This window comes from Spongiibacter thalassae, assembly GCF_012272835.1.
GTDB classification, from domain to species: domain Bacteria; phylum Pseudomonadota; class Gammaproteobacteria; order Pseudomonadales; family Spongiibacteraceae; genus Spongiibacter; species Spongiibacter thalassae.
This window is the reverse complement of sequence record NZ_JAAWWK010000005.1, coordinates 215,954-241,833: the sequence shown is the minus strand read 5'-3', so window position 1 is coordinate 241,833 and position 25,880 is coordinate 215,954. Positions and strand designations below refer to the sequence as shown.

General features: G+C 51.6%; 25 protein-coding genes. 12 read left to right on the top strand and 13 right to left on the bottom strand.

Features of this window, described 5'->3' with window-relative positions; all coding sequences use genetic code 11:
• Window positions 1-600: 600 nt before the first annotated feature.
• A complete protein-coding gene (locus HCU74_RS14450; protein WP_168451131.1) occupies window positions 601-1,257 on the top strand; it encodes a hypothetical protein in 657 nt (218 codons plus the stop codon).
• Window positions 1,258-2,001: 744 nt separating this feature from the next.
• Here HCU74_RS14450 and HCU74_RS14445 read toward each other — a convergent pair.
• Window positions 2,002-3,141, bottom strand: a complete 1,140-nt coding sequence (locus HCU74_RS14445; protein WP_168451130.1) for a hypothetical protein — start codon at window positions 3,139-3,141, stop codon at window positions 2,002-2,004.
• 21 nt (window positions 3,142-3,162) lie between these two features.
• Between HCU74_RS14445 and HCU74_RS14440 the strand changes: the two genes are divergently transcribed.
• Window positions 3,163-4,110: an IS5 family transposase gene (locus HCU74_RS14440; RefSeq protein WP_168451129.1), complete on the top strand. Its 948-nt coding sequence runs from the start codon at window positions 3,163-3,165 to the stop codon at window positions 4,108-4,110.
• 117 nt (window positions 4,111-4,227) lie between these two features.
• Window positions 4,228-4,905 carry a hypothetical protein gene (locus HCU74_RS14435; RefSeq protein WP_210425294.1) on the top strand — a complete coding sequence of 226 codons (678 nt, stop codon included), beginning with the start codon at window positions 4,228-4,230 and terminating at the stop codon, window positions 4,903-4,905.
• Window positions 4,906-5,062: 157 nt separating this feature from the next.
• Here HCU74_RS14435 and paaX read toward each other — a convergent pair whose 3' ends face one another.
• Together paaX and HCU74_RS14425 are read right to left on the bottom strand one after the other, a co-directional pair.
• Complete coding sequence (gene paaX / locus HCU74_RS14430) at window positions 5,063-5,995, bottom strand: phenylacetic acid degradation operon negative regulatory protein PaaX (RefSeq protein ID WP_168451127.1); 933 nt, start codon at window positions 5,993-5,995, stop codon at window positions 5,063-5,065.
• Window positions 5,996-6,135: 140 nt separating this feature from the next.
• On the bottom strand, window positions 6,136-8,244 hold the full coding sequence (locus HCU74_RS14425; RefSeq protein ID WP_168451126.1) for a 3-hydroxyacyl-CoA dehydrogenase NAD-binding domain-containing protein: 2,109 nt from the start codon (window positions 8,242-8,244) through the stop codon (window positions 6,136-6,138).
• A 187-nt stretch (window positions 8,245-8,431) separates the two neighbouring features.
• Here HCU74_RS14425 and paaZ point away from each other — a divergent pair, with 187 nt between their 5' ends.
• The 9 genes from paaZ (at window position 8,432) to paaI (ending at window position 16,763) form a co-directional block, all read left to right on the top strand.
• Window positions 8,432-10,474 carry a phenylacetic acid degradation bifunctional protein PaaZ gene (gene paaZ, locus HCU74_RS14420; RefSeq protein WP_168451125.1) on the top strand — a complete coding sequence of 681 codons (2,043 nt, stop codon included), beginning with the start codon at window positions 8,432-8,434 and terminating at the stop codon, window positions 10,472-10,474.
• A gap of 22 nt (window positions 10,475-10,496) precedes the next feature.
• Entirely contained in the window at window positions 10,497-11,288 is a 792-nt protein-coding gene (gene paaG, locus HCU74_RS14415) for a 2-(1,2-epoxy-1,2-dihydrophenyl)acetyl-CoA isomerase PaaG (protein ID WP_168451124.1), read from the top strand.
• Window positions 11,289-11,352: 64 nt separating this feature from the next.
• On the top strand, window positions 11,353-12,570 hold the full coding sequence (gene pcaF, locus HCU74_RS14410) for a 3-oxoadipyl-CoA thiolase (RefSeq protein ID WP_168451123.1): 1,218 nt from the start codon (window positions 11,353-11,355) through the stop codon (window positions 12,568-12,570).
• A gap of 12 nt (window positions 12,571-12,582) precedes the next feature.
• Complete coding sequence (paaA, locus tag HCU74_RS14405) at window positions 12,583-13,554, top strand: 1,2-phenylacetyl-CoA epoxidase subunit PaaA (protein ID WP_210425293.1); 972 nt, start codon at window positions 12,583-12,585, stop codon at window positions 13,552-13,554.
• A 12-nt stretch (window positions 13,555-13,566) separates the two neighbouring features.
• A complete protein-coding gene (gene paaB, locus HCU74_RS14400) occupies window positions 13,567-13,854 on the top strand; it encodes a 1,2-phenylacetyl-CoA epoxidase subunit PaaB (protein WP_022958345.1) in 288 nt (95 codons plus the stop codon).
• Window positions 13,855-13,862: 8 nt separating this feature from the next.
• Entirely contained in the window at window positions 13,863-14,627 is a 765-nt protein-coding gene (gene paaC, locus HCU74_RS14395; RefSeq protein WP_022958344.1) for a 1,2-phenylacetyl-CoA epoxidase subunit PaaC, read from the top strand.
• A gap of 18 nt (window positions 14,628-14,645) precedes the next feature.
• Window positions 14,646-15,167, top strand: a complete 522-nt coding sequence (gene paaD, locus HCU74_RS14390) for a 1,2-phenylacetyl-CoA epoxidase subunit PaaD (RefSeq protein ID WP_168451122.1) — start codon at window positions 14,646-14,648, stop codon at window positions 15,165-15,167.
• 27 nt (window positions 15,168-15,194) lie between these two features.
• Window positions 15,195-16,286: a 2Fe-2S iron-sulfur cluster-binding protein gene (locus HCU74_RS14385; RefSeq protein WP_022958342.1), complete on the top strand. Its 1,092-nt coding sequence runs from the start codon at window positions 15,195-15,197 to the stop codon at window positions 16,284-16,286.
• 39 nt (window positions 16,287-16,325) lie between these two features.
• On the top strand, window positions 16,326-16,763 hold the full coding sequence (gene paaI / locus HCU74_RS14380; RefSeq protein WP_022958341.1) for a hydroxyphenylacetyl-CoA thioesterase PaaI: 438 nt from the start codon (window positions 16,326-16,328) through the stop codon (window positions 16,761-16,763).
• A 22-nt stretch (window positions 16,764-16,785) separates the two neighbouring features.
• On the opposite strand, the gene HCU74_RS14375 is transcribed toward paaI, so the two are convergent.
• From HCU74_RS14375 to istA, 10 genes are all read right to left on the bottom strand, one after another.
• Complete coding sequence (locus tag HCU74_RS14375) at window positions 16,786-17,775, bottom strand: AraC family transcriptional regulator (protein WP_022958340.1); 990 nt, start codon at window positions 17,773-17,775, stop codon at window positions 16,786-16,788.
• A gap of 82 nt (window positions 17,776-17,857) precedes the next feature.
• Entirely contained in the window at window positions 17,858-18,484 is a 627-nt protein-coding gene (locus tag HCU74_RS14370; protein ID WP_028968206.1) for a class I SAM-dependent methyltransferase, read from the bottom strand.
• A gap of 59 nt (window positions 18,485-18,543) precedes the next feature.
• The gene (locus HCU74_RS14365) at window positions 18,544-20,685 is read right to left on the bottom strand and encodes a PQQ-dependent dehydrogenase, methanol/ethanol family (RefSeq protein ID WP_022958337.1); all 2,142 of its coding nucleotides are present in this window, start codon (window positions 20,683-20,685) and stop codon (window positions 18,544-18,546) included.
• 12 nt (window positions 20,686-20,697) lie between these two features.
• A complete protein-coding gene (locus HCU74_RS14360) occupies window positions 20,698-20,859 on the bottom strand; it encodes a rubredoxin (protein WP_168451121.1) in 162 nt (53 codons plus the stop codon).
• 3 nt (window positions 20,860-20,862) lie between these two features.
• Window positions 20,863-21,033, bottom strand: coding sequence for a rubredoxin (locus tag HCU74_RS14355; protein ID WP_022958336.1), 171 nt, complete (start codon window positions 21,031-21,033; stop codon window positions 20,863-20,865).
• Complete coding sequence (locus HCU74_RS14350; RefSeq protein ID WP_022958335.1) at window positions 21,033-22,202, bottom strand: alkane 1-monooxygenase; 1,170 nt, start codon at window positions 22,200-22,202, stop codon at window positions 21,033-21,035. Before HCU74_RS14350 ends, HCU74_RS14355 begins: the two co-directional genes overlap by 1 nt.
• A gap of 205 nt (window positions 22,203-22,407) precedes the next feature.
• Complete coding sequence (locus HCU74_RS14345) at window positions 22,408-22,536, bottom strand: twin-arginine translocase TatA/TatE family subunit (RefSeq protein ID WP_428480345.1); 129 nt, start codon at window positions 22,534-22,536, stop codon at window positions 22,408-22,410.
• A 171-nt stretch (window positions 22,537-22,707) separates the two neighbouring features.
• Window positions 22,708-23,655 (bottom strand): IS5 family transposase, encoded by a 948-nt coding sequence (locus HCU74_RS14340; RefSeq protein ID WP_168451119.1) that lies wholly within the window; start codon window positions 23,653-23,655, stop codon window positions 22,708-22,710.
• Window positions 23,656-23,693: 38 nt separating this feature from the next.
• Window positions 23,694-24,212, bottom strand: a complete 519-nt coding sequence (locus HCU74_RS14335; protein WP_210425292.1) for an ATP-binding protein — start codon at window positions 24,210-24,212, stop codon at window positions 23,694-23,696.
• A 36-nt stretch (window positions 24,213-24,248) separates the two neighbouring features.
• Window positions 24,249-25,802, bottom strand: coding sequence for an IS21 family transposase (istA, locus tag HCU74_RS14330; protein WP_168451118.1), 1,554 nt, complete (start codon window positions 25,800-25,802; stop codon window positions 24,249-24,251).
• Window positions 25,803-25,880: the final 78 nt, after the last annotated feature.

Genomic DNA, 25,880 nt, shown 5'->3' with positions numbered 1-25,880 from the left:
AGGGCCTCTTTAAAAGCAGATGCTTATCCATTAGCTCGATTCAAAGGGATTATCGACTCATTGAGCATACTTTCTCCCGAAGCAAATGTATGGGAGAGAAATAGGCTAGGTAAATATGAATCACTTGCAGCAGACAGCTTCTCAATGCTTGTTGACTTATACAGGACATTGCATTTTATTGAATTTGTTTCATTAGAGTCTATAGGGAATCGTCAAGTGCCTCCCTCTGTCTTCTCAGGCGAAGAGCAGAAGATATATGATTTTTTGACTTCTTGGGCTGAAGAGGAACTGGATTTTCGCACATCTGAAAGAGTTTCTTCGGGTAAATCAGAGGTTGAAAATGCGGTCGACAGTGTGTGCGACTTTATTGATAAGTTATGTGGAAAGCTAAACGAGCTAAAAAATGAATTATCGGATAAAGGTGAGTAAAATGGCAATGTCCGCTTCTGGCGAGTCCGGCCTTATGAGTTTTTAAGACTTTACTGAAAAATGCCCTTCGGTATGTGTTATTCAGTAAAGATAAATATCCATAGGTGGCTAATCATGAATACAGCAATATGTTTTAGTCAGCTGTCGTGCGCGGTTCTCTGAGTACTTTCCATGGAAAACGTCAAAGACCCCCTTAAATCATTATCGACCATTTTTGAGTATGATCGACCGTTCCTAGCCGGCGAGATTGAAGATTTTCACGCTGAGTTGTCCTTGGTCACTCTAGATACCAGTATAGATGTGGACGTTCGCCAGCTTTTTGAAACTGCCAAGAACGTTGCTTTATATTCACGCTTTGTTTATCGCTTTCACCAAGTGGCAGAAAGTGTCGGATTTAGTACGCTTGAGCTTGCATTGAAGAGAATCCATGCGAAGCTTGCACCCGGGAAGACGCCAATTGGTTTGGGTCGTCTACTGCGCTGGGCTTTTGATGCAGGGTTACTGGATACGGCTTACTTCGGAGATCGGTTGGACGATCTTACCAAAGCAGGTATTCGAGAAGAGCGAAAGCGCTCTGCAGATAAATTGCGAGCTGCAGGTCAAGTACCGGAAGATCCAAGTCGCCACATTACCGTTGACGACCTGCAAGATGGTTTAACTCGAAACCTAGGTGTTCACTACTATATCGGAATTGTTTCTGGGCTGCGCAATAATCTCTCCCATGGCAGCACGATGCTGGTGCCTGGCAGTATATCTAGCCTTCGCCGAACGGCTGAGCTAATAAACCACATAAACAGCAACGCACAAGTACGGTCCATTATTGAATAGCAATATTCATTGCCATCGAGGCGTATACGCTGCGACTGCCAGATAATTCTTTGGATTTTAAGCGCGCGACATTTCGAACTCGGGATGCCCGAAGGTCGTTTATGAGCCCACCTCCGGTCTCTCGATTTTCAAAACCGTCACAGAAACCGTCACAAAGCGTCACAGGCTATAAAAACCAACAGGCGAAAAAAAACAGCAAGCCAGTAAGTAACTGATTTGCCGTTCTTTAATGTGGTAGCGGGGGCAGGATTCGAACCTACGACCTTCGGGTTATGAGAAATCCAACCAATTCCTAAGCTACTGTTTTTAAATGAAAAATATCCGAGGCGTCCGTTGTTTTGGGTATAGTTTGGCATAGTAGAGGACATGTGGTCCCCACAAATCTCCCACGTAAGCCGGACTAGCAATACGCCGTTGATGAGAAGGAAGCCTTGCGGAGAATGCCGTGATTGGTGTCATCAGTTTTCGGCAAGTGTCATCAAATCTGGCAGAGATTATCGGCATGCATCTTTCAATCAGCAGGCAGATTTACAAACTTCAGCGAAAAAGACGATACCATGTAAACCTTCCGCTATGATACGCAGCAGAAATGATCAAATTATGATCAGAATGCTAAAAAAGTGATGACACTTGTCGAATTTCAGAGCGCCTTGTCTCGTGTCTTTGCAAAAAGCAGGTAAGCGATACCAAGCACTGTGCTGAATGCGGCATAAAACAGGATGCCTGTCATAATTCTTCTCCGAGTTACGATATTTTTCGATCTTCGCTGCGATAAATCGTGATATCCGTCGACCAGTCTCCCGAGTTTACAACATCACAGGCGGCTCCAATTTCCAGCATTCTAGTAATCTGGGCCTTTGGGTCATCAGTGAAATCGAACTCCCTGTACCGATATTCAGACTTAGTTGTCCAGTACCCTACGCCCTGATCGAAGGCCAGAGTATATTTTTCACCGGACGTTAACTCGAGAGTTAACACCCGCCTGTGAGTGAGCTCCTTAACCGAATCAGCAACGCTGACCTGGATTTTTGGGCCGCTCTCTTCTGCATCTTTTAAACTCAGTTTCAAAAACGCCTGGGTGACAACCCGTTGGTCTTCCTCGTCCAGCCAATCGTGCCAGTTAAAACGCCCTATTCGGTCGCTGGTCGCTCTCGCGGTTAGGATTTCGACAGCGCAGTTTTCGTCCAAAGAGAAACCTCGAAGCATGCCTGCCAGAATGATGACCGATGAAGGAGACTTTAGGTATCGGTCCTCGTAAACAAGCCGACTGACTTTTTCATCCCGTACAGCTTTGAAAAATGAAGGCGCCTTTTGCTCGAGCAAACTGATAAAACGCGACGACATTTTTCGAGCTGCGCCATTCAGTTCAGTATGAACTTCTACCACTTCAGCGCCATTTCGCTGCGCTTGCCATTGCGCAGCATCAATTTTCTGGAATCGATATCCTGAAAACTGATCAGTTGTTACCCACATCGACTGCTCATCACTTGCAAGAAAGTGGCTTCCAGGGCAAGCGGCAATTAAATTATCCCCAAGAAGGGTTTTGCTTGAACCGTCCCTGTATCCGACTTGCACTGGCGCACAAACACCCGGATAAGGTGCTTTGCCATCGTATTCTGCGATCAACACCCCCAAGCTAGCTAGCAAGGCTAAGTCTTGCTTGATTTCATCAGAAGCTATTGCCGCTTTTTCAACCAGAATTGCAACCTGCTTTTGATGCATCACCTTCCAGCCCATGACGAGGCGTCGAAAAATTGGGCTTCCTAGCTCCCACTCCATAGCGTCACCACTAAGGGCGAGCACGATAACAGCGGCGTTATCGTTCAACGCCGACCTAAGGAAGCTCTGCATAACCCCCGTAATTTGAGATAATTTTGCGATCACCTATTTCAACCGGACTACTGCATGAGCCAGCTGACCTTCGCCGAAGCCGAGTACCGGAACAAAAAGCGTAAAACGCGGCGGGAGCTGTTCCTGGAAAAAATGGATGGCTTGATTCCCTGGGCCAAGCTGGAGAAGAAGCTCCGCAAGTACTACCCCAAGGGTGAGAATGGAAACCCACCTTACCCGCTCCCCATTATGCTTCGGGTGCATTGCCTGCAATTATTTTACAACCTCAGCGACCCGGCGATGGAAGATGCGTTGTACGAGATTGAGTCCATGCGCCGCTTTGCCGGGCTGCGCCTGTCTGACCGGCTGCCAGATGAAAGCACCATTCTCCGCTTCCGTCATTTTTTAGAGCGTCACAAATTGGGCAAGGTGATCTTCGATACCGTGAGCGCCCAGTTGCGGCAGCAGGGCCTGATGATGCGTGAAGGCACCATTGTTGATGCCACGATTATCGCCGCGCCCAGCTCAACCAAGAATCAGGATGGCGAGCGAGACCCGGAGATGCACCAGACCAGGAAAGGCAATGAATGGCACTTCGGCATGAAAATGCATATTGGCGTGGATGACCGGGACGGCTTGATTCACAGCATCGAAACCACAGCCGCGAATGTGCATGACCTCAATGCGGCAGATCAGCTTCTTCATGGAGAAGAGCAGCGGGTCTGGGGTGACGCGGGTTATACCGGCATCCATAAGCGAGATGAATTTAAAGATTGGGATGTCGATTGGCGCATCGCGCTACGGCCCGGCACCCGGAGCAAGCTGGCTGACAAGCTTCAGGAAATGCTTGAAGGGATAAAGGCCAGCGTTCGTGCGAAGGTTGAGCATCCGTTCCGAACGATCAAGCAGCAGTTTGGTTATGGGAAGGTGCGCTACCGCGGACTGGCGAAAAATACCAATCGCCTGTATGTCCTATCGGCATTTACTAACCTGCTGAGAGCGGAGAAATACTTGCCTTCGTAGGGAAGGTGCGTCTGTAGCCAGCCAAATGGCTGACTACAGACAAGGCGAAGCAGCGAATGGCGTTGTTTTGCGCATATGGCGCGGAAAAACGACCATATTTTATGAATGCGGGAAGTTGTGCAGAGCTTCCTTAGCTCTCCCGAATCAATGGATATTATGCCGATACTGGTCAGCGGTGTAGCGTCGGGCATCGAAGAAATTCGTATGCAGGAGATCTTCAATTACGGCCTCTATGATGCGCCAGACGTTGTGCGCAATGTCATTGGCTTTGGCCTCAGTATGGATACGCTGCCGCGTATGCTGGAGGAAGAAGCGCTGAAAATCGTCTGGGCGCCGATGGTGGCGATTGTCGCCGAGGTGCTGGATGTGACACTCGATAGCATCGAGACGCATGTGGAGCGCGTCGCGCTGGAGCGAAGCATTCAGGTTGACGGCATGGGCGAGTTTGAAGCCGGTACCCAGGGCGCCTTCCGGTTTGAAGTGCGCGGCATGGTGAACGGCAGGGCGCGAATTGTTGTTGAGCATGTGACCCGCATTGACGATGACTGCGCCCCTGACTGGCCCTACCCGCCGGAGGGGCAGGGTTGCCATCAATTGATGATCACCGGCACGCCGGATCTGGTTGTGAGCTATCACGGCCACGACCGCATCGAACCCGGCCCGGCAGGCGGTGGTAACGCCTCGGCGGCGAACCGCATTGTGAATGCCATACCTGCTGTCTGTGATGGCAAGGCGGGTATTTTGTCTCCCCTTGACCTGCCACCGATTCACGGCGGCGCGCAAATAAACTGGTAGTCGCTGGGGGAATTGTAGGTCACCGATATTGGCCTGATAGGCGGCTATCTAGGCCGGTGGCTTCTCGGGGGACGTTTGCGTTGTTCGCTTGGGTAATCTTCCTTCAGGCAAAATGTCGCTTCGCTCTATCGATATGCATGAGGAATTGAGCGGTAATCTATTTGAATCGATCGACAACGGAAATGTTCAGTCTGTTTCCCTTGCGCAAGTCAGCCGGAACATCTGCATGCATGGAGAGAAAGGCGTGTGCCTGTTCACACGTTACCTTATAGATATCCTTGCATATCTCGTAGGCTTGAGTGTGGGGCCAGTTTTCCGGAAGCAGTTCGGTGGGCAGGAGTGGGTCATGCAAGTTTGCTCGCCGGAATGAGTGGATCATGAGTGTTTGTAATTGAAAGGCGACTAATGGTGATAGTTTATCCTCATGTACCAGGTCCAGAACGGGCGTGAAGTCATTGATGAATTTCCGGTAGAGGTGCTCAACCTCCTCAAGATTCCAGCTCTCCCTAATCTTCGTGAGGCTGTTCAAACCATTGCTATCTCCAGCGGACTCAGCTCTGAATAGGATAGCTAGGTCTTGATAGCCATTCCGCTCAATGATTTGCCTAGCGGTATCAAGGGTGGCGAGGGGATGGAGGAAAATACCGTTCGAGAGAAGGCTGAAACCATTCCACTCAAGTTCTTTCCGTAGCTCAGATCGCTCTGTCGTGGCTTCGATGTTCTTTTGCAGAACCACCAGGGTCCATTTTCCATCCCAATCAATACTGTACTCTTGGTAAATATGCTTATACGCCGACTCAAAGCGCCGTGTTCCTGCGTCGGTCAGTGAGTAAAAGCTACGTCTGCCCTCTTTTCTTGACGATAGCCAGCCCTCGTCCGCCAGACGAAATGCGCTGGTACGGACCAAGCGTTCGTTCACTGAAAAAGCTTCCATGAGCTTTATAAGCTCACCCAGCCAAATGCCCTCGGAAAAGGGCGAGATAGCATCGCCAAATACGGTAATGATCAGAGATTTTGAGCGTGGTTGCTCCGTTGCAATATAGCGTTCTATCCAGCTGACGAGTGATGGACTTCGAGTAATCTTCGGCATTACTGATTCTTTTCCTTGTCTCTATACCGGCGAACAGAGCGACCCTGGAGCCTGTTATGGCCCTGTTACCTCCAACGCCTAGGCGGCAGTTTAGGCAACTTGCAAGCTGAAGTCGATTGTCGGGCCAGCCCAGGCTCTCCTTAGCGTATAGCCAGCGTTGCAGACCCTTGCTCAGCTGCTTTGATCAGGAGTGTGGGTGGTTCCCAAAAATCATCCAAGGTCTGTTGCTGGAATTGTCTGATGCGCTGAAGAGCAGTCTCCAGTCCAATCGTCTCCGCATAGAACATTGGGCCGCCTCGCCAACGGGGGAAGCCATAGCCGTTAACGTAGACGACATCGATATCGCTGGATCTATCGGCAACGCCTTCCTCCAGAATTTTGATGCCTTCTATGACCAGTGCCAGGATAAGACGATCAACAATTTCTTCATCAGAGATCGCCCGGCGGGTAATTCCCCATCTATTTGAGTGGGATTTTATCTTTTCGACGACGTAGTCATCTTCAAACTGTGTCCCGCTAACGGCGTCGTATCCGTAGAATCCAGCCAGTGTCTTTCTTCCGAGCCTTTTTTCGTCGACTAGCTCGTCGGGTACGGAGCATTCTGGCTGACTACCCACCTCGATACCCTGATTACGACGGGAGAAGTAACCGATATCCAATCCGGCAAGATCCGCGACAGACAACGGTCCCATCGCCATTCCCCAGCTTTTGATTGCATTGTCGACCTGCGCGGGTGTGGCGCCTTCAATGAGGAGAAGCTGAGCTTGGCGCGCATATTTCTGAAGCATCCGGTTACCGACAAACCCATAGCACACGCCAACTGTGACGGGGATTTTGCCGATCCGCTTAGCGACCTGCATCAGGGTTTTGATGACATCGGGTGCGGTTTTATCGCTGCGGACGACCTCCAATAGTTTCATAATGTGGGCTGGACTGAAGAAGTGAGCGCCTACTACGTCCTGTGGGCGTGATGTCATGCTTGCGATCTCATTGATATCGAGATACGAGGTGTTTGTAGCGAGGATGGCGCCTGGTTTACAAATGGCATCGAGCTTGGCAAATACATCGCTTTTGACATCCATGCTTTCGAATGTTGCCTCAACGACTAAGTCTGCGTCGCTGATATTTCCAATGTCCGTGGTGCCTGTAATACGCCTGAAGGCCTCTTCAGCAATCGTTTTTTGCGTAATGCCGCGATCGACCGCTTTTTGGTAATTGCCCTGTATAACGCCAAGCCCCCGCTGCAGGTTGTCGCTGCTCAACTCGACCAATGTCACCGCGTAACCTGCGGTGGCAAAACACATGGCGATACCGCCCCCCATGGTACCCGCGCCAATAACGGCAACCCGGTCAATGCTGCGCGGCGGGATATCGTTGCCAATCCCCTTGGGCTTGGCGGCAGTGCGCTCCGCGAAGAATAGGTGACGAAGTGACTGGGAGCCCGACGAGGCGCGGCACTCTACAAACCGTTCGCGCTCCAGCTTTTGACCTAGTTCTATAGAGCTGCATGTTGCCGCTTCGATAAGGTCGATAATGTAGTTAGGGGCAAGCAGTTGGCTGCGACTTTTCTCCTGTTTTGCACGCGCTGCAGCAAACAACTCGGGTGCCGGGTTTTCCACTGACAGCTGGCCGGTACGCCTGGTCGATGCGTTGGCTTGTACCAGTTCTCTGGCATAGCTAAGTGCTGATTCGCGGAGATCGCCGTCGAGGGTGCGGTCGATCAGGCCAGCCTGAAGTGCTTCCTCCCCGCTAATGGATTTACCCTCCAATATCATTGCGAGCGCTTTCTCGGCGCCGACCAATCGAGGTAATCGCTGGGTGCCTCCCGATCCCGGCAGTATTCCCAGCTTAACTTCTGGAAGGCCCAGTTTGGTGCCGCTTAGGGCGCTTCGGTAGTGTCCGGCCATCGCTATCTCAAGCCCACCGCCCAGAGCATTGCCGTGCATGGCGACCATGACTGGAATAGTCGCGTTCTCAATCGCTGCAACAACATCTGGGAGCTGTGGGAAGTCCTGTGGTTTACCGAATTCGGAGATGTCTGCACCGGCAATGTAGGTATTCCCCTCACAGTAAATCATCAGCAATGACGCGCCATCTTCTTCTGCTTTTTTTAGTGCGGCGAGCAGGGAGCGTCGCACGGCCGCTGAAATGGCGTTGATGGGTGGATTGTTGATTGCGGTGACGGCAATCCCGTCGATGATCTGGTAACTGGCTGATTCTAAAGATATTGACGGGTTTGCTGCAGACATATCTGTGCCCCTGTTGCGGTGATGTAGCGTCTTCTTGATGATTCATATGTTACAGAAAACTTGTCCAAAGGTAAAAATTATGTATCATAATGAAAAAGGCCGATTCATCGATCGCCTGAATAATTCGGCACTGTTCGACGGGTGCCGCTAATAAAGACTGGAAAATTCGCGCATTGGAGTCAGTTCTATGAAGCTCAGCAGCTACGTATGTGGAAAGTGGTACGAGGGCACCAGCCAAGGGGTAGAAACATTTAATGCCGTCACTGGTGAAGCCGTTTGTCACGTCAGTAGTGAAGGCATCAATTTCGCGGATGTGGTTCGCTTCGGTCGCGAAGTCGGTGGCAAAGCCCTTCGTGAAATGACCTTCCATGATCGCGCGCTGGCTCTGAAGAACATGGCTAAGGCGTTGATGGCTGACAAGGAGAAGTTCTACGAAATCTCCGCACAGACTGGGGCAACCCGTGCTGATGGATGGGTCGATATAGAAGGTGGTTTGGGTACAGTTTTTTCTTATGCAAGCCTTGCTACCCGCGAGCTGCCAAACGATACCGTGCTGGTTGAGGGGGAGACGGAAACGCTATCTAAAAACGGTAGTTTTCTGGGGAGACACATTCTCACGTCTAAGCCGGGCGTCTCGGTACATATCAATGCGTTTAATTTTCCGATTTGGGGGATGCTGGAAAAAATTGCTCCCAGTTTGATTGCCGGGGTTCCTGTGATTGTTAAGCCCGCAACGCCCAGCGCTTATCTTTCAGAGGCGATGGTCAGAGATATCGTTGATGGTGGCTATTTTCCTGCAGGTGCAATCCAGATTATTTGTGGCTCGGTTGGGGATTTGCTCGAACACCTGAATGAGCAGGATGTGGTGACGTTTACTGGTTCGGCCAGTACCGGGCGAAAGCTGCGCACGCATCCCAACATTATTGAAAACTCCATTCCATTTACTATGGAAGCGGATTCTCTCAATGCCGCCATCCTGGGTAAATCGGTGTCGGAAGACGACCCTGAGTTCGACTTGTTCTTACGGGAAATCAGCAAGGAAATGACCATCAAGGCCGGTCAGAAATGTACGGCTATTCGCCGTGTGATTGTGCCGCGTGAAAAGGTTAAAGCAGTCATTGATGGTTTGTCGACAAAGCTGGATAAAATCGCGATGGGCGATGCCTCCCACGAAGGTGTTCGCATGGGGGCGTTGATCAGTCGCGATCAGGTACGTGATGTGGCGGAACAGGTCGCCCGCCTGACTCAAGAGTGCGAAATAGTACACGGCGGCAGCGATGACTTTGAGGTCATCGGTGCAGACAAGAACAAAGGCGCGTTCTATCCAAAAACCGTCTTGTATTGCGACCGTCCGTTTGAAAAGACACTGGTGCACGAAGTTGAAGCCTTCGGTCCGGTCACTACCGTTATGCCTTACGACGAGTTGGACGACGCCATTGATATTACCAAGCTTGGCAAGGGTAGTCTGGTCGCATCTGTTTACAGCTACGACAACGTCGAAACCAAGAAGCTGATTACCTCGGCGGCCGCATGGCACGGCCGTATGCTTATCCTGAATCGCGATTGCGCGAAAGAATCTACAGGTCATGGCTCGCCATTGATGCCGTTGGTCCATGGCGGTCCGGGACGCGCGGGTGGTGGTGAAGAGCTGGGCGGCTTGCGGGCTGTTAAGCACTATATGCAGCGTACAGCAATTCAGGGCTCACCTGGCTCACTAATGGCGGTCACGTCTGAGTACCATCGCGGCGCCTTGGTGGAATCTGATGGGGTACATCCGTTCCGAAAATATTTTGAAGATCTCGTTATTGGCGAAACGCTGGTAACACATCGCCGTACGGTGACGGAAGCCGATATTGTTAACTTCGGTTGTGTCAGCGGTGATCATTTCTATGCCCACTTCGACGAGATTGCTGCCCAAGACTCGTTCTTTGGTAAGCGCGTCGCTCACGGATACTTTGTGCTTTCCGCCGCAGCAGGCATGTTCGTTGATCCCGGCAAGGGGCCGGTTATTGCCAACTATGGCCTGGAGAGTCTGCGCTTTATTGAGCCGGTGGGAATCGGCGACACGATCCAAGCCAAACTGACAGTGAAAAAGAAGATCAAAAAAGCAAAACGTGGTGACGAAAAAGCCAACGGTGTTGTGCAGTGGGCTATCGAAGTTGTTAATCAACATAACGAACCCGTTGCTGTGTACGACATCATGACGCTGGTTGAGCGTCGCGACGATTGATTCGCAGATAGGGGGGAAGACGATGGACTATAAAAATATTCGATTCGTGGTTGAGGCCGGTACTGCCTTCATTACGCTAAATCGTCCTGAGGCACTGAACAGTTTTACTGTGGAAATGCATTTGGAGTTTAGGGATGCGTTGACGCGTTGCGCCGATGACCAATCGATACGCTGTGTGTTGCTGACCGGCGAAGGCCGCGGTTTTTGTGCAGGACAGGATTTGAACGACCGAGCGGTCGCGCCGGGTGAGGCTTCTCCCGACCTAGGGGATTCGGTAGCGAAGTACTACAACCCCGTTGTCAGGATGATTACCAGTATGGAAAAACCTGTGATCTGTGCAGTGAATGGTGTTGCTGCGGGTGCGGGTGCCAATATCGCGTTGGCCTGCGACATCGTGATTGCCGCGCGATCTGCTAGCTTCATCGAGTCGTTCTGCAAGCTGGGTTTGATCCCGGATTCCGGTGGTACCTGGCATTTACCACGTCTTCTAGGTATGGCGCGCGCCAAAGCGGTGGCGATGCTCGGCCCAAAAATTTCGGCAGAGCAGGCAAAAGAATGGGGCATGATTTGGGACGTTATTGATGACGACCAACTCGTTGAGCAGTCTCGTGAGATGGCGACCACTCTTGCTACACAGCCGACGAAGGGCTTTGCCTTTACTAAGCAAGCCTTGTATGCGTCGGCCACAAATACACTGGATGAGCAGCTCGAGTTGGAAAAAGAGTTGATGCGCGCAGCGGGACAAACACAAGACTACAAGGCAGGGGTCGATGCGTTTATGAATAAGCGCACCCCTGAATTTGTCGGTCGCTAGTTTTTAGAATGCGAGTTTTGCTCGCGCTGCGTCAATAAGACAAGAAGATGAACGGAGATAATCAATGGAGCCGCTAGTCGCTTATATCTGCGATGCTCAGCGCACGGCGATCGGTCGATATGCCGGTACGCTTGCCGAGGTTCGCGCCGATGATTTGGGCGCCGTGCCTATGAAGGCACTTATGGAACGAAATCCCTCTGTCGACTGGGAAAAAGTCGACGATGTATTTTACGGCTGCGCAAACCAGGCTGGTGAGGACAATCGCAACGTTGCGCGAATGAGTGCCCTGCTGGCGGGACTACCTGCGAGTGTGCCGGGTATGACGATAAACCGGCTTTGTGGATCGGGGCTTGATGCCGTTGGAACGGCAGCGCGCGCTATTCGTGCCGGTGAAATTAATCTGGCGATTGCCGGGGGAGTTGAATCCATGTCCCGCGCGCCATTTGTTATGCCGAAAGCCGGATCGGCATTTGATCGTCGAGCGGAAGTCTACGACACCACCATTGGTTGGCGTTTTGTTAACAAGTCCATTAAAGCGCAGTACGGCATAGACTCCATGCCTGAGACCGCAGAAAACGTGGCCGCCACGTTTAATATCAGTCGAGAGGACCAGGACGCATTTGCAGTACGCTCCCACGCCAAAGCCCATGCAGCGCAAACCTCGGGTCGTTTCGACATTGAAGTGACGCCAGTCACTATTCCAAAGCGTAAGAGTGATCCGGTGGTTTTTGACAAGGATGAGCATATCCGCCCCGGGACAACCTACGAGAAATTATCAGAATTGCCGACCCCGTTTCGGGAGAGTGGCAGTGTGACCGCTGGTAATGCGTCTGGTGTTAACGATGGCGCTTGCGCGCTGTTGATCGCCTCCACTGATGGAGTAAAGCAGCATGGTCTGCAGCCAAAAGCCAAGATCTTGGGTATGGCTTCCAGTGGTCTTGAACCCGCGATAATGGGGTTTGGCCCTTATGAAGCTTCGAAGAAGGTACTGGAGCTGGTGGGCCTGAGTATCAATGATATGGACGTGATCGAGTTGAATGAGGCTTTTGCGTCCCAGGGGCTTGCGGTTATCCGGGCCCTCGGGTTGAAGGACGACGATCCGCGTATTAATCCCAATGGCGGAGCCATCGCGCTCGGCCATCCTCTCGGGATGAGCGGCGCACGGTTGGTGACTACCGCCATGTATGAATTGATTGAAAAAAAGCAGCGTTATGCGCTGTGCACTATGTGTATCGGGGTAGGCCAGGGCATTGCGCTGGTTATTGAACGTGTTTCTGACTAAGAGGAATGAGCCATGAGTTTATCAACGAATGAAATGAATCGTTCTGCCGATGAAAAGACGCTGGAAGCCGAATTTCAACGCCGCATAGATAACGAAGAAAAAATCGAGCCTAAAGACTGGATGCCGCAGGCATACCGCAAAAATCTGATTCGCCAGATCTCACAGCACGCACACTCTGAAGTGATTGGCATGCAGCCCGAGGGTAACTGGATTACCCGTGCGCCAAGTTTGCATCGGAAAGCGGTATTGCTGGCCAAGGTTCAGGATGAAGCCGGTCATGGCCTGTATCTGTATAGCGCTGCTGAAACCTTGGGTATTTCAAGGGAAGAGCTGATTGATGCACTGCATACCGGGGCTGCCAAGTATGCCTCTATTTTTAACTACCCGTCGTTATCTTGGGCAGATATGGGCGCAATTGGCTGGCTGGTTGATGGTGCTGCCATCGTAAACCAGGTTTCGCTGCAACGGACCTCCTATGGTCCCTACGCCCGAGGCATGGTGCGTATCTGTAAAGAGGAAAGTTTCCATCAGCGTCAGGGCTACCACATTCTGATGACCCTGATGGAGGGCGACGAGCGTCAGCGCAAAATGGCTCAGGATTCGGTGAATCGATTCTGGTGGCCATCGCTGATGATGTTCGGCCCCCACGATTCGGATTCCCAGCACTCTGGTCAGTCTATGACTTGGAAAATTAAACGGCAGTCCAACGACGAGTTGCGTCAGAAGTTTGTAGATCAAAGTGTAGAGCAAGCAGAAGCGATTGGCTTGACGCTGCCAGACCCGGATCTGCGCTGGAATGAGGATCGTGGGCATTACGATTTCGGCGAAATCGACTGGGAGGAGTTTTATTCAGTCATCGCCGGAAACGGACACTGTAACCGCGACCGTGTTGCGCATCATCGCCGCGCCCATGACGAGGGCGCCTGGGTTCGCGAAGCGCTCGATGCCTACGAAAGTAAAAGATCTGCAGCCCGCACTGCTTGAGGAATAGAAATCATGTCTCAATCCAATATGAAGTTGTATGAAGTGTTCGTTCGCGGCCGTCGCGGTCTCGATCACAAGCATGTCGGTAGTCTGCACGCTGAAGATGCCGAGCAGGCCTTGGAATACGCGCGTGATGTCTATACCCGTCGCGGGGAAGGTATCAGCATCTGGGTGGTTAATTCGTCGGACATTTGTGCTTCTCAGGAAAGCGACTGCGATAGCTTTTATGACCCGCTGGATGACAAGCCATATCGCCATGCGACGCATTACCAGCTTCCCGATAAAGTTAACAATATGTGAGCCCGCGTATGACTACTGATAACCAACAAGATCTTGCGGCTTATGCCATCCGGCTTGGCGATGACTCCGTTATTCACGGCCATCGTCTGAGCGAGTGGTGCAGTAACGGCCCTTTCCTCGAGGAAGATCTGGCTATGACCAATGTGGCTCTGGACTATATCGGTCGCGCACGTAACTTCCTGACCTACGCGGCAGAATTGACGGGTGAAGGTGTTACTGAAGACACACTGGCTTACGACCGAGACTGTCTGGACTACACCAACCTGCTGATCTATGAATTACCGCGAGGCGACTTCGCCTTCACCACCGCAAGACAGTATTTGCTGGATGAATTCGAACTGCTGTTCCTGACGGCACTGACGCAGTCCGCTGATGAAACGCTAGCGGCAATTGCCGAAAAGTCACTGAAAGAAACTCTCTACCACCTGCGTCGTAGCAAAGAATGGATGTTGCGCCTGGGGAATGGAACTGAGGAGAGCAGGGCGCGGCTGCAAACTGCGCTGGAACAGTTGATTGGCTACACGCCCGAACTGTTTGAAATGGACGCGCTGGAAAAGGAGCTGGCTGAGAAGGGTGTTGCTGTAGACAGAGCGAGTCTTGAACAGGGTTGGCGTTCAGCCTGTGATGCCACCTTTGCCGAGGCCGGCGTGACCTTACCGGATGTGGCCTGGCGCGTAAAAGGCGGGCGTACAGGTTTTCACACGGAGCACTTGGGACACCTCTTGTCGGAAATGCAGTTTGTTCAGCGTGCGTACCCGGGTTGTACGTGGTAACTGACGAGGATCCGGTTTGTGAGTGAAAACAACCTTATCCCGATTCTGCCGCAGGAAGAGTTTGAGCGCCGTGAGCGTCGACGTTCTTCAGTAGTGCCGGAGATATGGAACCTGCTCGACAGTGTCAAGGATCCCGAGGTGCCGGTAATCAGTATCTGGGAGCTGGGCGTGCTTCAGGATGTGCTGGTAACGGACGGAGCGGTAACCGTATCCATCACGCCGACGTATTCCGGATGCCCTGCCATTAACGCTATGGCGGAGGATATTGAGCTCTGCCTGAAAAATGCAGGCTATGAACGGGTTGAGGTCTTGCGTCAACTTCACCCGGCCTGGTCTACCAGCTGGATGTCTGTTGAGGCAAAGCGAAAGCTGGCGGATTACGGTATAGCGCCGTCGCAAAAAGATGATGAAGGTATTGCTTGTCCGCACTGTGGTTCCTTCGATATCAAACTGGTAAGCCACTTTGGCTCCACCGCCTGTAAGGCACTCTATCAGTGCCGAAGCTGTAGTGAGCCGTTTGACTATTTTAAGAATCTGTAACGATTAAGATAAGAGAGAATCGGGATAATGAGTACGAGAGGATTCCAGCCGCTGACCATTTCCAGTGTGCAGAAAGAAACGGATTCGGCTGTTGTGATTGGCTTTAATGTCGAAGCGCAACAAGCTGAACTGTACAAATATCGGCCGGGCCAGTACCTCACCCTGCGGGCCAATATCGACGGTGAGTCGGTACAACGTTCCTATTCGATCTGCTCTGGTATCAACGATGCTGCCATGACGATCGCGGTAAAACGTGTCGAGGGTGGTAAGTTCTCTAATTTTGCGAATGACGCTCTAGTCGCAGGAGCACAGATTGAGGTTATGCCGCCACAGGGCAACTTCTGCGCTGATATCAGTCAGGGGAATAGGAAGAACTATCTGTTTATTGCGTCCGGTAGTGGTATTACTCCGATTCTATCCAATATCAAGTCGATCCTAGATGTTGAGAGCAATAGCCGGTTAACACTGATCTACGGCAACAAGCGCACGACGTCGATCATGTTTCGCGACGCACTCAGCTTTCTTAAAAACCAGTATCTGACGCGTTTTCAGTGGATCAATATTCTCAGCCGTGAAGACCAGGGCGTCGATCTTCTCAACGGACGTATCGATAACGCCAAAGGGCGCGCTCTCGGTACACAGTTAATCGACTTGAAATCCTATGATGAGTATTACATTTGTGGCCCTGAGTCGATGATCTCTGAGGTATCAAGGGGCCTGCGTGGACTGGGTATTGAAGAGAACAGTATACGCTATGAGCTATTTGGGGCCTCTGCCGACGATGCCAGTGCCGTAATTGAGAAACACCATGCTCGCGCTAACGCTTACGCTGGAAAGACCAGCGAGGTCACGGTTATTTTTGATGGTCGTGGAAGTTCCTTCGATCTCGCCGCCGATGGCGAAAATATCCTAGATGCCGGCATGAGTCACGGTATGGATCTACCGTATAGCTGTAAAGGCGGCGTTTGCTCTACCTGCAAGGCTCTGTTGGTTGAAGGCGAGGTGGATCAGGATATTACTCATGGCCTCGAAGAAAGTGATCTTAAACGTGGCTATATACTGACTTGTCAGGCGCACCCGATTTCCGAGAAGGTCGTCGTCAACTTTGATGAGAAGTAAGTCGATCACCAAAATAGCGGCTAGGTGGGAGAACTATTCATGGCAGTAGAAAGCCTCACTGCTCAGGAGCTCGCGGAGCGCTGTGCGGAGGTCTTGATGCAAAGAGATGACGCCAGCCGCCACCTGCAGATGAATGTCGAATCGGTGTCGCCCGGCACCGCTACAATCACGATGTCAGTGCAGGATTACATGATCCAGGGACATGGCAGTTGTCACGGTGGATACATTTTTTCGCTTGCGGATACCGCATTTGCCTTTGCATGCAACACATACAATAAAGTGACTGTAGCGCAGGGATGTAGTATCGAATATGTTAAACCCGGTAAGCTTGGCGATACCTTGAGGGCAAGTTGCTGTGAAGTCTCCCGTGGCCGTCGAACCGGGGTCTATGATGTCTGCGTGGAAAATCAAGAGGGACTGATTATCGCAGTGATGCGAGGTAAGTCTTATCAGCTTGGGACGGCGTTGCTGTCCTGAAAGTCTTCTATAAAGGGTAGGCTCAAAGCCTTCCAGACAGGGTTTTGGACGGAGTTTCCCCAAATGATTCACAGTAGAGTTTGCTGAAATTGCCGAAATGAAAAAAGCCGCAACTCATGGCGATATCTGAAACTTTGACCCGAATATTCTGGTTTCTAGAAAAAACCAGCAGTTCCCGCGCCCGACGCAAACGCCATTTACGTAGGTACAGCATAGGGGTGGTGTGCTCGTACTGTTCGAAGCCTTTCTGTAGACTTCTTGCACTTACACCAACTGCGTTAGCGATATCCAACACTGTCAGCTTGCGGGTGTAATTTTCTTCAATAAATTCTTTGGCCCTGATGACCACCCGAGGTCTAACCCCGTACTTAGCGTTGAGGATTGCTTCGCTATAACTGTTTCCTTGTGAGAGTAGAGATAACGCAAGCACTTGTTCAATTTTTTCGAACAGTTCGGGATTTTTCGCCATGTCATTTGCGTAGGGGTTGTTAATCAGAAAATTTCCCAGTGCTTCCGAAAATTCAGACAGTGAGGCGAGTCCGGTTGTTGATGAGTTGAATTCAACCGCGTTTTTAGCTTCTATGCCATAACTCTGATAAAGTGTTTCATCGAGCAGTCGTCGGTTAACTTTGTATATCAGGTTACTACAGTCCTCAGACCAACGCATATCGATGTGTTTGTCGGCATCGAGGATGATCGGTTTGCTTGGGGAGGCAACTCCTTCGATGAAGTTTTGTTTTACATTGAAATGGCCACTACTTGGCAGCATGACCAGATAAAAATCTTTAAACGGCTCGGAGTCTATTTGGATTTCAGCATTGTAGAGTAGGCGGCTCAGGGAAGTGTCGCGAACGTCGCGGTGTTTCATCTGTGCGCGTAGTTGGTCTCTGGGGTGGCATAGCTTCAGATCATGGGGCTGGTACAACGCGCTGACTCGCTCACAAGCATCGTCAGGATCGGAGCTGTTTTCGAAGACCGATTGTAAAACCTCGTCAATATTATTATTCATCATAGTCAACTTGCATACGTCGCTACCAGAATCCTGATACTACACCCCGCCGCAAGTTATTGTCTAGAAACGGCGGGCGTATGTATCAATCGATCTGTTTTTCTGCTTCACCGATATACATATAACCGGTGATTTTCGGAAAGCTCTCCATATAGCAGTTATCGAGCTCGGTAATGGTGAATCCACTTGACGAAATCATTTCGCTGATCGATCGGTTCAGATGACAGCCGCCGGCTAGTTTCTTCCACATTGGTGTAATCCTGTGTTGCCATTTTGAGACCGGTTCATGACACGAATGGCCATGTTCACAAAACAGCAGTTTCCCTTCGTGTTTAAGCACACGATGCATTTGTTCAAGGGCGCTTTGCCAGTCGGATATAGTGCAAAGGGTATAGGTCAGCAATACTGTATCGACGCTCTCGTCGTCGAGTGGAATTTTCTCCCCTGGCAGATCCAGCCATTTTACTTCGACTGGTGACTTGGCCAAGTTGGGCAGGGCTTTTTTGCGCATTCCCTCTGCTGGTTCAAGTCCCCAGACGAAATCAACGATATCAGGGTTGTAAAGCGGCAAATTGATGCCACTACCCATACCGACTTCGAGAACCACTCCGCGTGCACGTGGTACAACACGTTCACGTTGGCTCATCACTGCCCCGTGGCTACAGAGGGTATCTAGAATATGAGGAAGGATTTTATTATCGTAAAAACTCATCTGGAACCTCGGGAAACGCTGTTATTATTTACTGACGAGGGACAACGTTCACTATTGGATTAACGATACGGCCGGCTGGTATCGCCAACCTCGTGTGCATAGCGAATTCGATCAAGAATAAACTGGCGAATATTTTCCGCATCCCCGGCATCCAGTTCAGATTTGAATGACACCATGCCGCGGCTTTCGAGTATGCCGCCTAGAACTACCGAAGCCCAGGCTTCTTCCGATTGGGTAATGCCTGAAAAGCGAAGGTCCGGCACAACTCCACCACCTACACCACCACCTCCGTGGCAGACGACGCAGTAGCGGTCGTATGTCTCAAAACCCTTGTGTGCGGCATCTTTGTCGATCTGTGTTGTGACTGGAGCCATCTGTAGGGCCACGCGATCATCGACAGGTAACTTTGCACTAGCACCGAGTTTGAAGACAAGTAGTCGACTGATGTTACGTGGATATTGCTGAGCGGCATCCTTTGTCAGCTCACCAGTCATCAATGGCATAATACCACCCCAGCCAGCATTGACCGCAATATATTGTTCGCCATCAATTTTGTATGTCACCGGTGGTGCCACGACGCCGGTTTGCGCATTGAAACGCCACAACCTTTCACCATTGTCGGCGCGGTAGGCGTTTACGTAACCAGTCGCCGATCCCTGAAAAATGATTTCACCCGCAGTGGCTAGCACACCGCCGTTCCAGACGCCGGGATATCCGACCTTCCATAAATCCTTTCCAGTTCTTAGGTCTCTTGCGAGTAGTGCCCCGCTGGTTGCATCTTTAACTGCCTGGATAACTTTTGGGTCATCGGGCAGGTTCGCAGCCTTTGTGTCGACACCGAGGTTTACTGCCAGTTTTGACGGTGTTTGTTCATCTTCAGCAAGGTAGGGAAATGCTGATGTTTGGGTGGGGATATAGATGACATTGTTGTTGGGGTTAAAGGCCATCGGGTGCCAATTGTGTCCTCCCATCCATGACGGCATGACCAGAGCCGGCTTCCCAGTCTTCCAATATTCGGCTTCCGGATTTACTACCGGTCGGCCGGTTGTCATATCGACATGCGAGGCCCAGGTGACGTCTACAAAGGGTTTAGCTGATAGCAACTTGCCGTTAATGCGGTCGAGGATGTAAAGAAAGCCGTTCTTTGGAGCCTGGATGGCGACTTTACGCATCGTGCCATCGAATTCCATATCAGCAAGGACGATCGGTTGCGTTGCGGTGTAGTCCCAAGCTTCCCCTGGTGTAGTCTGATAGTGCCAATTGTAGTTGCCGGTGTCGGCGTTCACCGACACGATAGAGGAAAGGAATAGATTATCGCCGCCGCCAGGTGAGCGAATATTCGGATTCCAGGGAGACCCATTGCCGACACCGAAGATAATACTGTTGGTGTCAGGGTCGTAAACGATGCTGTCCCAGACTGTACCACCTTTCTCCAGATCGCTGCCCTGTGCCGACCAGGTTTTGGCCATCAACGCCTCTGGCTCAACGCCAGAATCTAAGTTTTTGGAGCTGGGGACGGTATAAAAGCGCCACACAAGTTTACCGCTATTTATATCATAGGCTGAGATATAGCCTCGAACCCCGTATTCTGCTCCGCCATTACCGATATAAACTTTTCCCCTGGCCACGCGAGGAGCACCAGTGATTGTGTAGTTGAGTGTGTTTTTGAAGGTGCGGGTTTCCCATAATGGAATACCAGATTTGGCATCCAGGGCGATCAGGCGGCCATCGAGGGTAGCCTGAATAACGCGGCCTTTGTCGTAGGCCAGGCCGCGGGTGACTGAATCGCAGCAGCCTTTAATTCCTTGTTTTTTCGGAACCTTCGGGTCGTACTGCCAGAGTATTTCACCGGTTTTGGCATTCAATGCATGAACATGGTTCCATGCTGAGGTCGTATACATCACTCCATTGATAATCAGAGGCGTTGCTTCCTGGCCGCGATTTTCAGGAAGGTCGATATACCAGGCAAGCCCAAGTTCAGAGATATTTTTAGCGTTGATATCGGTAAGTTCAGAAAAGCGTTGTTCGTAGCGGTTGTTCCCGTGCATCGGCCAGTCGGTATTCGCTGTGCTCTTCTGCGGTGTGGCGTCTATGCCATTGCTAATATATTTGTTGAACCCGTTCGAGCAGGCACTCAGGGTTAAAACCGCCGCAGCGGTTAGGAGTGGAAAAAGTGATATTCCAAGTTTATTGTTTTTCATTGTAATGATCTTTCATTTAAGTAGTTCAAAGTCGGTTTTGGGGCAGCTGCATTCAAAGCATGTCCAGTCGTCCGGTATGTCCTCCCATTTTGTGCCTGGGGGGATTCCGTCCTCAGGAAGACCAAGTGCTTCGTCATAAATAAACCCACACACGATGCATTCGTATTTGGCCATTCTTCATTGGTCCTCGACTTTTTCGAAATCTATTTTGTCTCTAACAGAGCAGTCGGGGCAGGACCAGTCGTCGGGAACCACTTGCCATTGAGTACCCGCAGGAAAGCCTTCGAATTCATCGCCTTTATCTTCGTCATATGTATAGCCACAACCGGGGCAGCGATAACTAGCCATTAGGATGCTCTCCCATATTTCGCAATGAGTGCATCGCGGTGTTTGGGGTCGAGGTTAGCTTTGAGAATGTCTCCGCCATAGACCTCGAGTACTTTTGGATCCATGACTTTGCGCCAGATCGGTGTGAAGTAAGCCATGGTGAAACAGCCAGCGTAACCAGTGGGAAGTTCGGGGGCGTCGTCGCTGCGCAATACCTGGTAACGGCGGGTTGGTCGGGAGTGGTGGTCTGAGTGGCGCTGGAGGTGATAGGTTACGAGGTTGGAAACTCGAAAATCAGCGTTCCATGAGTGCTCAGGGCGTGTGCGCTCAAAGCGACCGTCTTCTTGTTTCTGGCGCAGTAGACCGTAGTGTTCGATATAGTTGGACGTGGATAGAAACTGCCAGCCCCACAAAGTTGATATGACCATAAAAGGAATAACAACAGTGCCCCATAGTGTCAGTGCAGCTCCATAGAGAACAAAGGTAATCGCGAATGACTGTAGGATCTGGTTTTCGGCACTGATTACGGATTTACCCTTTCGCTCGAGTCGTACCTTTTCATCATGAAAGGCTCTGACAAAAGCACCAGGAATTTCTCGAAGAACAAAGCGGTACAATGACTCTCCCATCCTTGCAGATGCGGGATCATCAGGGGTAGCGACATCTTTGTGGTGGCCGCGATTGTGTTCAGCAGAGAAATGCCCGTAAGCGGGTACTGCCAGAACCCATTTGGCTAGGTTCTTTTCCAGGCGATTGTTCTTGTGTCCCAACTCATGTCCAACTACCAGTGCCAGTCCATTGGTCAAGGCAACACCGATCGTCATACCAAGGTAGTCGGATACGGAGACAGCTTGGGTTGACACCCACCAAGCACCATACATCCAAGTTACAAAAAACAGGGGGACCGACAGGAAAACCAACCATTTGTAGTAGTTGTCATTCTCTAGCTCGTCGGCACGCTGTGCACTATAGTTTTTGTCGTCTCTACCAAACAAAAAGTCACCTAGAGGGACAAATAAATACCATAGAATCGGTGTAAACCAGGCATAGATGGCGTTTCCGGTGGTTTTATAAAATTCGATTCCAACAATGGGGGAGATCGCAATAAAAAGCGGAAGCCACCAAAAGTATCGTTTTTTGTCTCGGGTAGCCAAATTTCGTGTTTTTTGGCGATTCATTACTTCACTCATTTATACCACCTTTTTATTGGTAACTTGGGTTTCGAGTCGGCCGTTAAGCCGTTACTGGTAAATGATATTAATGAGAAGGAAAGGGGGCTATCAGTTTTGCGAAGGTAATGTCAGGATTGCGAATATTTGTTGTTTCGCCATGGAATTTTATCTATGCGCGGTTGGATATATTTCGGTATTTGGGCAAGGGTTTGGTGCGCGTGGATTATTCTTTGTCATGCGGTGATAGAGTTTGTGTTTCATCGTTTTTGTTGCTTAGGCTGTTTTTGAAGCCCGCTATTGCGCCACCAAGATCAGAGCCAATGTTTCTCAGTCTTTTTGTACCAAATAGCATGGCTACAATAGTCAGTATGATAAGAAGCTGCCAAATACTAAGGAAGGTCTGCACAACCTCTCCCTTTTATAAAATATCGCCAAATTTCCGCGTCAACGGCGTAAAACGCAGCAATCCTCAGTTCATCTCAGCCTGTAGGCAGCCATTTGGCTGACTACAGGCGTACCTACCCTATGAGGGCAGGTATTTCTCCGCTCTCAGCAGGTTGGTAAACGCTGATAACACATACAGGCGGTTGGTGTTTTTCGCCAGCCCATGGTAGCGAACCTTCGTATAGCCAAACTGTTGCTTGATCGTCCGGAACGGATGCTCAACCTTGGCGCGAACGCTGGCCTTTATCCCCTCCAGCATTTCCTGCAGCTGATCAGCCAGCTTGCTCCGGGTGCCGGGGCGTAGCGCGATACGCCAATCGACATCCCGATCTTTAAATGCGTCTCGCTTATGGATGCCGGTATAACCCGCGTCACCCCAGACCCGCTGCTCTTCTCCATGAAGAAGCTGATCTGCCGCAGTGAGATCATGCACATTCGCAGCTGTGGTCTCGATGCTGTGAATCAAGCCGTCCTGGTCATCCACGCCAATATGCATCTTCATGCCAAAGTGCCACTCATTGCCTTTCTTGGTCTGGTGCATTTCCGGGTCTCGCTCGCCATCCTGATTCTTGGTTGAGCTGGGTGCGGCGATAATCGTGGCATCAACAATGGTGCCTTCACGCATCATCAAACCCTGCTGACGCAACTGGGCGCTCACGGTATCGAAGATCACTTCGCCCAATTTGTGGCGCTCTAAAAAATGACGGAAGCGGAGGATAGTACTTTCATCTGGTAGCCGATCAGACAAGCGTAGCCCTGCAAAGCGGCGCATGGACTCAATCTCGTACAACGCATCTTCCATCGCCGGGTCGCTGAGGTTGTAAAATAATTGCAGGCAGTGCACCCGAAGCATAATGGGGAGCGGATACGGCGGGTTTCCATTCTCACCCTTGGGGTAGTACTTGCGGAGCTTCTTCTCCAGCTTGGCCCAGGGAATCAAGCCATCCATTTTTTCCAGGAACAGCTCCCGCCGCGTTTTACGCTTTTTGTTCCGGTACTCGGCTTCGGCGAAGGTCAGCTGGCTCATGCAGTAGTCCGGTTGAAATAGGTGATCGCAAAATTATCTCAAATTACGGGGGTTATGCAGAGCTTCCCTAGCTCCGTCTTGGCCAGTTGGGCGAGCAGCTTGCCAAAGCTGCCGTCACCGTGGGCGATGGTCAGCATTTCAAACAGGCGACTGGCGCGGAAGTAACGTACCGAGATCCCATGCTCACAGGCGCTTTGGCCCAGGGCACAGGCCAGGAAGGTTTTTCCCGTACCGGTAGGCCCTTCTATCAGCAGATTACGGTGATGCCGGATCCAGTCCAGCTGCAGCAGTTGCGCGAGGGTGTCTTTGTGAAGGCCACGACGGGCTCGGTAATCGATGTCCGCCGCCTGCGCATTCAGGCGCAATTTTGCCTGTTTCAGCAACCGGGTGATTTTACGGTTATCGCGACAGGTGGCTTCGCTATTGATTAGCAGTTTAAGACGCTCCAGGAAGCCGAGTTCCTCATAGGTTCCAGGCTGATCCAGTTGTCGCGAGAGGGCGTCGGCCATGCCGGTTAATCGCAGGCGGTGCAGTTGTTGCAAGGTGTGTTGAGGCATTGGATGTCTCCTTGTGAGTGATTGAGGACGTGAGGGCTAGTGGTAATACTCGCTGCCGCGGACATTGTCGTGTGCCAGCGGTAGCGGGGTTTGTCGCGGGGTGCTGGGGTTGTCCAGCGGTACCTTGTCCATGCTGTTACTGAGGATGGCGGCGATATTTTTATAGTGCATACCGCCGATCTGGGTGGCGCGGTGACAGGCGGCTTCCAGCCGCGTCTTGCCGTATTTTTTGCTGAGATGGAGCAACCCCAGGCAGGCGCGATAACCGTGTTCGGGATGCCGACGACTTTCCAGCTGATACTGGATGACAGTGTGGGTGTGCGGCCCGATGCTCCCCGCCCAATTGAGGAAGCGTTGTGGTGACCATTCCTGATGCTTGCGATGGGCCTTGGCCATATGCTGGCTGTCGGTGGTATGGCCGCCGGCATGATGGGCGCGTGGGTGAAGGGCGACCTGGCGCCCCTGATGGAAGACGGCCAGTGTCGTCTCGCCGGCATGGACCATGACCTCTTCCTTCACCAGCTGGTAAGGGACAGAGTAATAATGGCCCTCGTACTCGACGTGGTAGTCGAGGTGAACCCGGGCCTTTTTGATGTGGCGATACTGGTAAGGGGTCTCGGGCAGGGGTGCCAGGGCCGGCTTGTCGAGCTGTTCGAACTGCGTCACCCGAGAGCCAGGCCGCTTTTTGAAGGGGCGGCGATTCAGCTCATCCAGCAGCGAACGAATCGCCTGGTTGACGGCGGCCAGGGTATGGAAGGTGTGATGTCGCAAACGCATCATGATCCAACGCTCTACGATCTGAACCCCGACCTCAGCCTTGGACTTATCCTTGGGTTTGTAAGGGCGTGCCGGCACAACGGCAACACCATAGTGCTCGGCCCATTGCTGGTAGCTGGGGTTCAGCTCGGGGTCGTAGCGGCAGGCTTTGCTGACGGCACTCTTTAAATTATCCGGCACCACCACGTCGGGCACGCCACCATAGAATTCAAGCGCCCGGACGTGGGAGCCGATCCAATCTGGCAACCCCTGTGTCCAGGTGGCCTCGGCAAAGGTATAGGAACTGGCGCCGAGGACAGCGACAAACACCTGGGCGCTGCGGATCTCGCCAGTATCGGGGTTGACTACCGCCAGCGTCGGCCCGCAGTAATCCACAAACAGCTTCTCGCCCGCCTGGTGGGTCTGGCGCATCGACAGCTGCTGAGCTTGACGCCAGCGCCGGAACAGGACGGTAAATCGGGAGTAGCAGTAGTGATTGCCGGGGTGTGCCTCGGCATATTCCTCCCACAGCAACTGCCGGGTCATCCCCTTGCGCTTGAGCTCCTGCTCAATCGCCGGGAAGTCTGGCTCGGCCAGGTCGGCGGAGGTCGAACGGCAACGCCCTGGCTGCAGCTGAGCTTCCAGTTCGGCCTCTGACACGCCATCTGGCAGTGGCCAGCTGAGTCCCGCTGCCTCCGCGCGCTGCAGATACTTGGAGATGACGCCGATGGACAGGTTCAGGCACCGGGCAATTTGCCGCTGCGACAACTGCGCGTCGTACTTGAGGCGCAGGATTTCTTTTAACTTACTCATGGTGACCCTCTTGGTAGTCATTCACGCTCCCGATAGCTGATGAACAGGCAAAGGGAACGCAGGTTACGGCCGTAGCCAGTACCTGCAAGAGGAATACGG

Coding starts and splice junctions, on each gene's coding strand:
- HCU74_RS14450 (WP_168451131.1), top strand. CDS start 601: ATGGAAAACGTCAAAGACCCCCTTAAATCATTATCGACCATTTTTGAG.
- HCU74_RS14440 (WP_168451129.1), top strand. CDS start 3,163: ATGAGCCAGCTGACCTTCGCCGAAGCCGAGTACCGGAACAAAAAGCGT.
- paaX (WP_168451127.1), bottom strand. CDS start 5,995: ATGCCGAAGATTACTCGAAGTCCATCACTCGTCAGCTGGATAGAACGC.
- HCU74_RS14425 (WP_168451126.1), bottom strand. CDS start 8,244: ATGTCTGCAGCAAACCCGTCAATATCTTTAGAATCAGCCAGTTACCAG.
- paaZ (WP_168451125.1), top strand. CDS start 8,432: ATGAAGCTCAGCAGCTACGTATGTGGAAAGTGGTACGAGGGCACCAGC.
- paaG (WP_168451124.1), top strand. CDS start 10,497: ATGGACTATAAAAATATTCGATTCGTGGTTGAGGCCGGTACTGCCTTC.
- pcaF (WP_168451123.1), top strand. CDS start 11,353: ATGGAGCCGCTAGTCGCTTATATCTGCGATGCTCAGCGCACGGCGATC.
- paaA (WP_210425293.1), top strand. CDS start 12,583: ATGAGTTTATCAACGAATGAAATGAATCGTTCTGCCGATGAAAAGACG.
- paaB (WP_022958345.1), top strand. CDS start 13,567: ATGTCTCAATCCAATATGAAGTTGTATGAAGTGTTCGTTCGCGGCCGT.
- paaC (WP_022958344.1), top strand. CDS start 13,863: ATGACTACTGATAACCAACAAGATCTTGCGGCTTATGCCATCCGGCTT.
- HCU74_RS14385 (WP_022958342.1), top strand. CDS start 15,195: ATGAGTACGAGAGGATTCCAGCCGCTGACCATTTCCAGTGTGCAGAAA.
- paaI (WP_022958341.1), top strand. CDS start 16,326: ATGGCAGTAGAAAGCCTCACTGCTCAGGAGCTCGCGGAGCGCTGTGCG.
- HCU74_RS14375 (WP_022958340.1), bottom strand. CDS start 17,775: ATGATGAATAATAATATTGACGAGGTTTTACAATCGGTCTTCGAAAAC.
- HCU74_RS14370 (WP_028968206.1), bottom strand. CDS start 18,484: ATGAGTTTTTACGATAATAAAATCCTTCCTCATATTCTAGATACCCTC.
- HCU74_RS14365 (WP_022958337.1), bottom strand. CDS start 20,685: ATGAAAAACAATAAACTTGGAATATCACTTTTTCCACTCCTAACCGCT.
- HCU74_RS14360 (WP_168451121.1), bottom strand. CDS start 20,859: ATGGCCAAATACGAATGCATCGTGTGTGGGTTTATTTATGACGAAGCA.
- HCU74_RS14355 (WP_022958336.1), bottom strand. CDS start 21,033: ATGGCTAGTTATCGCTGCCCCGGTTGTGGCTATACATATGACGAAGAT.
- HCU74_RS14350 (WP_022958335.1), bottom strand. CDS start 22,202: ATGAGTGAAGTAATGAATCGCCAAAAAACACGAAATTTGGCTACCCGA.
- HCU74_RS14345 (WP_428480345.1), bottom strand. CDS start 22,536: ATGCTATTTGGTACAAAAAGACTGAGAAACATTGGCTCTGATCTTGGT.
- HCU74_RS14340 (WP_168451119.1), bottom strand. CDS start 23,655: ATGAGCCAGCTGACCTTCGCCGAAGCCGAGTACCGGAACAAAAAGCGT.
- HCU74_RS14335 (WP_210425292.1), bottom strand. CDS start 24,212: ATGCCTCAACACACCTTGCAACAACTGCACCGCCTGCGATTAACCGGC.
- istA (WP_168451118.1), bottom strand. CDS start 25,802: ATGACTACCAAGAGGGTCACCATGAGTAAGTTAAAAGAAATCCTGCGC.